This window comes from Rhodococcus sp. 14-2470-1a (assembly GCF_002259425.1).
Taxonomy (GTDB): Bacteria; Actinomycetota; Actinomycetes; order Mycobacteriales; family Mycobacteriaceae; genus Rhodococcoides; species Rhodococcoides fascians_E.
This window is the reverse complement of sequence record NZ_NPFZ01000027.1, coordinates 187,444-195,034: the sequence shown is the minus strand read 5'-3', so window position 1 is coordinate 195,034 and position 7,591 is coordinate 187,444. Positions and strand designations below refer to the sequence as shown.

The window sequence follows — 7,591 nt, the reverse complement described above, 5'->3', positions numbered from 1 at the left end:
CCTGATCGACACGACGAACACGGGGTGGGGACTTTTATCTGGCCACCAGTGGGGACCTCAACCTGGCCACCAGTGGGTACTTTGTCATGGCCACGGACAGGCCGCCACATGCAATTGACGTCGCAGGAGGACATCAACCGTCGGGGGCTGTGAGCACGGGACGCGGTGGGTGTTGGCGTGGTTATCGTTGACCGTCGTTGCGTGGGTGTCCATCCTGAGTACGCATCATTCCCGAAAGGGCAGCGCGTTCTGGTGGTGCCTTGTCACACTGGCAATTCCTGTGTTCGGCCCTCTGGTCTGGTTCTGGGCGCGCACCCGCCTGGCTCGGCGGTGAACTCGTTTTCCAGCAGTCAGTGGCCCGCGCTGTACATGTAGAGCTGCGCACTTTCATCGTCCTGCGTCAGCACAATGGTCATCGAATCCATGCCGCCGGAGGGGGGATACCGTGTGGACAAAGCTCCAGACCGGCATACGAATCCCACGGAAGACCACTTTCCAGGGGGCACCGTCCCGCACCCGACCGGCTCCATCGGGGGGAAATTCGGATTCGCCGCCGCTACGGTCGATGCATCACCGAACGCTGCGTCCGCCTCGTATCGAGCAGACCACGCGGGCGCACCGACGAACTCCCAGAACACGAATGCCTCCACGAATTCGAATCCCCTGGGAACATTGAATCCATCTGCTTCCAGATAGTTTCTAATTTGATCCTCATCGACCGCCAGCTGTTCACCGGGCTCAGGAGAAGCACAGGAGGCCAGCGCTATGCCGGCAAAAAACAGCACGACGCACATCCGCCATCTCGACCGCATGAAAACCCATTCCTTCTCCGACGCCTGCGCGCACGTTCGGTAGTTGACTGCGCACGCTTCGGCGAAGCAATGACGCGTTGATTATTCAACCCGCCGGGGCGCGGTACTGCATTCGAGGATTCGTCCGAGGGGTATCGCATTCGAATGACTCGAGAATCCCCGCGCTGGTGATGATCGCGTAGGTCTCGATGTCCATTCCGAGATCGGCATCGAACGCCGGGATTGTTGCGGTCAGTGCAACGATCAACCCGTGGTGGCGAGGCGGTGAATGCAGGAACACGTCGATCTGCCAGCCCTCCGGCACCTGACGGACAGTCCAAGCCGTCACGACGGGATCGTTCCGGGACAAGAGGTTTCGGAGCACTAGCTGTCCGAAGTCGAGAGCGAATCGTCGTTCATTCATGTGGTTGGTCATTGTCCGATTCGCTGGAGAAGAAGGCGAGCAGCAACCCGTACGACGTTGAATGCTAGATGCCGGACCATTTGTTTGCCTATTCTTCGAAACCGATCAGTTGAGCCTGTTCCGAGAACACAGTGTCGGATGGACCGCGGTGTCGCTTTCGCACCGCCGTCGACGATGAGGACCATTGATGCTCGGAACGAAACAACAACGTGCAGTGAAAGCTGCGGGGTCGGCGGCTCTGGCAGTGGCAGTGCTCGTGGCATGCACATCGAATACGAGACCCGAAGGGGAGCAGGTCGCAGACGACGCTGCGCTGGATCGCTTCTACCAGCAGCAGTTGGCCTGGGGCGCCTGCGGAACCGACTACGCGAGCACCGACGAGGAGACCAAGGCCATGGACATCGTTCCAGGGCTCGAGTGTGCGCGTCTGAAAGTGCCACTCGACTACGACGATCCAGAGAACGATATCGCCGAGATCGCGGTATCGCGCGTGCCGTCCCGAGGTGACGGACCCAGTACGCCGCTGGTGATCAATCCAGGCGGGCCGGGCGGGTCAGGCGTCGTAGGGGCGATCTTGACCGCCTTAGGGCTTGTCGAAAGCCCGATCACCGAGAATTTCGATATCGTCGGATTCGATCCGCGCGGTGTCGGTGCCTCACAACCGGCCGTGGATTGCTACAGCGACGAAGAAGCGGATGCAGGTACAGTTCCGCTCGGATCGCTGGGTACGACAGTAGAATTCACCAGCGATGACACGCAAGCGATCATGAACAAATGCGCCGAGAGGTCGGGCGGTGTCGATGCCCTCGCGCACGTCGGGACCCGAGACACGGCGCGGGACATGGATGTTCTGCGAGCAGCACTCGGCCAGGACAAGTTGACCTACTTCGGTCAGAGTTATGGCTCAAGATTGGGAGCGGTCTACGCCGAACAATTTCCCGACCGCGTGCGCGCACTGCTGTTCGACGCAGCTGTCGATCCTCGCCTCGACGGCCACGAAGCAGTGCTCAGTAGCTACGGAGGGTTTCAACAAGCGTTCGACGACTTGGCCACCGAATGCGCGGCCCGTTTCGAGTGCCCCCTGGGTAACGATCCAGCACGGGCGACCCTGAGGTTTCAGCAGCTGGTAAGGCCACTGCGTACCGAGCCTGTTCCTGCTCTGGACACGACGTTGAGCTTCGACGATGCAATCGGAAGCGTCATCTCGGGGCTCTACGCGCCGGATACGTGGCCGCTTATCGTCGACGGTCTCGCAGAACTCGCCCGAGGGCGGGGCGACGGTCTGATGCAGCTGCTCTACACCTTCGGGGGTCGCAGCGCGGCGGGCCAGTGGACCAACTTCACGGAAGCGAACTACGCGATCAACTGCATGGATCTCGATCGCCTGACGCCAACTCGAAGCGCCGAACTACGACGCTGGACGTACGACCTGGCGCCGTTCATGGATCCCGGTGTCGATGTCGCCGACGGTGCCCGCGATGCGTGTGAGCACTGGCCCGCGGAGCCGACGCTCGGCTTTCCGTACGCGCAGGACGTCGACGGTCTACCCCCCACCCTGGTCGTATCCACGACGCGCGACCCCTCGACCCCGCACTCCGGTGGCGTCAGCCTAGCCGATTCACTGGGAAGTTCTCTGCTCACCGTCGAGGGCGGCGCGCACGGCATCGTCGGGCAGGGCACGAATGCGTGTGTCGATGGCAAGTGTCCGATTACCTGATCAACCTGCAGGTACCCGACGAGGATGCGCGCTGCATCACGTGAGGAGGGTCGATATGGCTTGGAGTACAAGTGAACTCGCGGAGCTCGCAAGCACGACCGTCAACACCATCCGTCACTACCACCGCCTGGGTTTGCTCTCGGAACCCGAGCGGTCGAGCAACGGATACAAGCAGTACCGCGCTGGGCACCTCGTGCGTGTTCTTCGGATCCGACGCTACCGCGAGCTCGGTGTTCCCCTCACACAGATCGATTCGATCGATGGGCCCGACAGCGCGCTCCAGACTCTCGACGAAGAATTGGTGGCCGCCATCGAGCAATTACAGCGCGCTCGGGAACGACTGGCGGCCACCCTGAGTGAGGGTGCCGAGTCCGACGTTCCCGCCGGATTCGGTTCTGTCGCCGACCGATTGCCTGCTCCGGACCGAGCCCTGCTGACGATAGTGGCGCAGTACTTCGACGACGATGCGTTGGACGACATTCGCGCAATGATAGAAGTCGCACAGACCGATGTGGACCGCGAATACGAGCAACTACCGGAAAGCTCGAGCGACAGCGTCCGCCAGGATCTCGCCGAGAGAATGGCGGTGCTACTCGGCCGGCACCTGGAGGACTACCCCTGGCTGCTCAACCGAGAGTCACACATCACCGCTGCACCGGACGTAGTGGACAGCGCCGTTTATCCATCGGTTGCAGATCTCTACCGTCCCGCACAACTCGACGTGCTCGTGCGGGTCGTCCACCTCACGCATGACCGGTGAGCCCATGCCCCCGGCTTACAATTCTATGAGCCCACGCCCCCGATGGCCTCGTCGAGTTCGTCGTGGCATTTCTACCTGCTGGCACCACCCGAAAGTTCGGGGTCGGTAGCGAGGCCTGAGCGCCCGACCGCCGGCACTTGGCGGACGAATATGCCGACATTGCTGCCTGCGAAGTAGTCCGGAACCAAGGACTCCATCGCGGAGAACATCGACTCGCTCAGGGCAACGTCGACCACCCGAGACGATCGACCGAACAACCCGAGTTATGACCAGCATCACGATTACCGGATTCCCCTTCGGGCATATTCTTACCTTAGGTAATGAAATCGATGCCGATCATGGAGGGGAACTCGCGCATGAATTCCAGTACTGCCACAACCGCCACCGACCACGCATTACGACGCCGCTTCGCCGAACTCCATCGCACCGACGAGCAGTTCCGCTCGGCCGAACCCGATCACGGCGTCGCCGCGGCAGCCCTCGCGCTGAAGCCGAATCTGGCCGCAGTGGTCCAACAAGTCATGATCGGATACGGCGATCGACCAGCGCTCGGTCGGCGCGCCAGAACCATCGTCGACGGCGCGGCGTCCCTGCTCCCCTCCATCGACACGATCACCTACGCAGAGACATGGGACCGTGCAGGCGCAACGGCTGCCGCCCTCGTGCATGGCGAGAACCCGGTTCAGCCAGGTGATTTCGTCGCGACTCTCGGTTTCGCCAGTGTGGACTACGCGGTCGTCGAGCTTGCCACCGTGCGGCTCGGCGCCGTCGCGGTGCCACTGCAGGCCGGTGCGAGCGCCACCCAACTGATCGACATCGTCGCCGAGGTGGAGCCTGCCGTCATCGCAGCGGACAGCGAAAACCTCGCGGTGGCAATCGAGATCGCCCAGCAAAGCCCCTCGGTACACACCGTGATCGTTCTGGACCACGACGACCGTGTCGACGCCGACCGCGAGCGACTCACCGCCGCACGCGTGCTCGACGCCGTCTCACTCTCGACCCTCGCCGACGTGATCGAGCGAGGCCGAGCACAAGGGCCTTACCCACTCGTCGAATCCGACGATCCCGAGCGCCTCGCCACTCTGATCTACACCTCGGGCAGCACCGGAACGCCCAAGGGTGCGATCCACACCGAGGCCATCGTGACCGGCACGTGGACGGGCGCCTGGCACAGCACGGGCTCGGAATCGGACTCCGATGCCGGTCCAGGGTTTCCCGTGATCACCCTGGACTACCTGCCGATGAGCCACCTCGCCGGACGCGGTCTGGTGTTCTCCACCCTTGCTGCAGGTGGAACCGTCACGTTCGCGGGCTCGAGCGACCTGTCGACGCTGTTCGACGACTTCTCCCTGGCACGGCCCACCCTGGCGCTGCTGGTCCCTCGGGTATGCGAGATGATTCGCCACACCGCGCTTGCGGAGATCGATCGCCGAGTCGACGCGGGCGCGGACCCGGCGACGGTCCGCGACGTCGTTCTGAGCGAATTCCGACGCGACACCTTCGGTGGCCGCGTGCTCGCCGCTGTCGTCGGCACTGCGCCCATCGCCACCGAGGTGAAGGACTTCGTCGCCGAGCTGCTCGACGCGCAGGTCCAGGACAACTACGGATCCACCGAAGCGGGAATGGTGTTGCACGACGGCGTCGTCCGTCGTCCGCCGGTCATCGACTACAAGCTCGACGACGTACCCGAGCTCGGATACTTCGTCACCGACACACCGCATCCTCGCGGCGAACTGCTGCTGAAGACCGAGTCCATCACGCCCGGTTACTACAAGCGTCCCGAGGTCACGGCCGAGATGTTCGACGCCGAGGGCTACTACCGCACAGGCGATGTCGTGGCTGAACTCAAGCCCGATCATCTCGCCTACGTGGACCGACGCAAGAACGTCCTCAAGCTCGCCCAGGGTGAATTCGTCGCACTTGCACGGCTCGAATCCGTCTTCGGTACCAGCGATCTGGTCGACCAGATCTTCGTCTACGGAAACAGTCAACGGTCCTACTTGCTCGCCGTGGTGGTACCCGCGCCCGGCGTCGACGACCCGGGATCCATCCTGGCGTCGCTTCAGACGATCGCGCGGGACGCAGGGTTGAACTCCTACGAGGTACCGCGCGAGGTGATCGTGGAGACCGAGTCGTTCACGCAGGACAACGGACTGTTGTCCGGCGCGGGAAAACAGTTGCGTCCCAAGCTCGTCGACCGATACGGCGCGACATTGGAAGCGCGTTACACCGAGCTGGAGGAATCGCAGTCCGGTCGACTTCGCGACCTGCGACGCCGCGGACCCGACGCGCCTGTACTGGCGACCGTCGGCGATTCGGCGGTGGCACTGCTCGGCTGCGCGGGCACCGACGTGAGTCCCGACGTGCGCTTCGCCGATCTCGGGGGAGATTCTCTGTCCGCCTTGACCTTCTCGAACCTTTTGAGGGACATCTTCGACATCGAGGTCCCCGTCGGAGTGATCACCGGTCCCTCGACCGACCTGAGGGGAATCGCCGACTACATCTCCGCACGCCAGGACTCCGATACGGATGCGGTGACGTTCGATTCGGTGCACGGACGCGGTGCGACGGTGGTGAAGGCATCCGATCTGACCCTCGATGCGTTCCTGTCCACCGACGCACTGAAAGCTGCGCAGGACGCCGAGCGGCCGCGCCCGACGACGCGCACGGTCTTACTGACCGGGGCCAACGGTTACCTCGGCAGATTCCTGGCGCTGGAATGGTTGGAACGCATGGCGGATGTGGGCGGCACCGTCGTCTGCCTCGTCCGGGGCCGCGACGCCGCCGACGCACGCGCGCGCCTCGATGCAGCGTTCGACTCGGGAGATGCGGAACTGTCCGCCAGGTATCGAGCCCTCGCCTACGCCGCACTCGAAGTCGTCGCAGGCGACATCGGTGAAAGCCGGCTCGGACTCGACGAGAACACATGGAACTCGTTGGCCACGCGGGTCGATCGCATCGTGCACCCCGCCGCTCTGGTCAACCATGCACTCCCCTACCCGCACATGTTCGGCCCGAACGTTGTCGGTACGGCCGAGATAGTGCGACTGGCCACCCACCACCACCTCAAGCCTGTCACGTACCTGTCCACTGTGGCCGTTGCGGCGGGCGTCGACGAATTCGTCGAGAACGGCGACATTCGGGTGGAAAGCAGTTCGCGCAGCGTCGACGAGTCGTACGCCAACGGCTACGGCACCTCGAAGTGGGCAGGTGAGGTTCTTCTGCGCAATGCTTTCGACGATCTCGGACTTCCCGTGACGGTGTTCCGATCGGACATGATCCTCGCGCACAGTACGTGGTCCGGACAGTTGAACGTCCCCGACGTGTTCACCCGACTGGTGCTGTCGATCGCAGCGACGGGCATCGCACCGAACAGCTTCTACCGCAGCGACACCGGAGCGCCGCTCGACGACGCAGGCCGCCCCCGCGCGCACTACGACGGCCTTCCCGCCGACTTCAGTGCCGCCGCGATCACCACGCTGGGAGGCGACACCGTCGACGGATACACCACCTACGACGTACTCAATCCGCACGACGACGGCATCTCGCTCGACACGTTCGTCGACTGGATGATCGAGTCCGGCAGGAGCATCGAGCGTATCGAGGATTACGACGAGTGGTTTGCGAAGTTCTCCGCTGCCATCGACGAGTTGCCCGAACCGCAGAGGTCGCGATCGCTGCTCCCCCTCCTACATGCATACGAACACCCGGACGTCCCCGCAGCGGGGTCTCATCTTCCCGCCGACGTCTTCCGCGCCGCGGTCCGAGAAGAGTCCGACGACATCCCGCACCTGGATCGGGCGTTGATCGAGAAGTACCTCAGCGATCTCGAACAGTTGGGCCTTCTCGCCCCCGTGTGAGCTGTGGGTGAAGAGGCTTCACACCCGTTCGACGCTTCA

The 7,591-nt window shown here is 63.2% G+C and carries 6 protein-coding genes; 4 read left to right on the top strand and 2 right to left on the bottom strand.

Going from position 1 to position 7,591, the window contains the following annotated elements; translation table 11 throughout:
* Positions 1-169: 169 nt before the first annotated feature.
* Positions 170-334 (top strand): PLDc N-terminal domain-containing protein, encoded by a 165-nt coding sequence (locus CH292_RS29655; protein ID WP_094655184.1) that lies wholly within the window; start codon positions 170-172, stop codon positions 332-334.
* Positions 335-350: 16 nt separating this feature from the next.
* Here CH292_RS29655 and CH292_RS15635 read toward each other — a convergent pair whose 3' ends face one another.
* Together CH292_RS15635 and CH292_RS15630 are read right to left on the bottom strand one after the other, a co-directional pair.
* A complete protein-coding gene (locus tag CH292_RS15635) occupies positions 351-785 on the bottom strand; it encodes a hypothetical protein (protein ID WP_143545491.1) in 435 nt (144 codons plus the stop codon).
* 112 nt (positions 786-897) lie between these two features.
* On the bottom strand, positions 898-1,140 hold the full coding sequence (locus tag CH292_RS15630; protein WP_256978156.1) for a hypothetical protein: 243 nt from the start codon (positions 1,138-1,140) through the stop codon (positions 898-900).
* A gap of 262 nt (positions 1,141-1,402) precedes the next feature.
* Here CH292_RS15630 and CH292_RS15625 point away from each other — a divergent pair, with 262 nt between their 5' ends.
* The 3 genes from CH292_RS15625 to car all read left to right on the top strand — a co-directional run bounded on the left by CH292_RS15625 (position 1,403) and on the right by car (position 7,552).
* Complete coding sequence (locus tag CH292_RS15625; protein WP_256978155.1) at positions 1,403-2,932, top strand: alpha/beta hydrolase; 1,530 nt, start codon at positions 1,403-1,405, stop codon at positions 2,930-2,932.
* A 55-nt stretch (positions 2,933-2,987) separates the two neighbouring features.
* On the top strand, positions 2,988-3,692 hold the full coding sequence (locus tag CH292_RS15620) for a MerR family transcriptional regulator (RefSeq protein WP_094655181.1): 705 nt from the start codon (positions 2,988-2,990) through the stop codon (positions 3,690-3,692).
* A gap of 320 nt (positions 3,693-4,012) precedes the next feature.
* Positions 4,013-7,552, top strand: coding sequence for a carboxylic acid reductase (gene car, locus CH292_RS15615; protein WP_094655180.1), 3,540 nt, complete (start codon positions 4,013-4,015; stop codon positions 7,550-7,552).
* Positions 7,553-7,591: the final 39 nt, after the last annotated feature.

What these genes read in the sequence shown, in the direction of transcription:
- CH292_RS15625 (WP_256978155.1), top strand. Translation starts at nt 1,403, where the DNA reads ATGCTCGGAACGAAACAACAACGTGCAGTGAAAGCTGCGGGGTCGGCG.
- CH292_RS15620 (WP_094655181.1), top strand. Translation starts at nt 2,988, where the DNA reads ATGGCTTGGAGTACAAGTGAACTCGCGGAGCTCGCAAGCACGACCGTC.
- car (WP_094655180.1), top strand. Translation starts at nt 4,013, where the DNA reads ATGAAATCGATGCCGATCATGGAGGGGAACTCGCGCATGAATTCCAGT.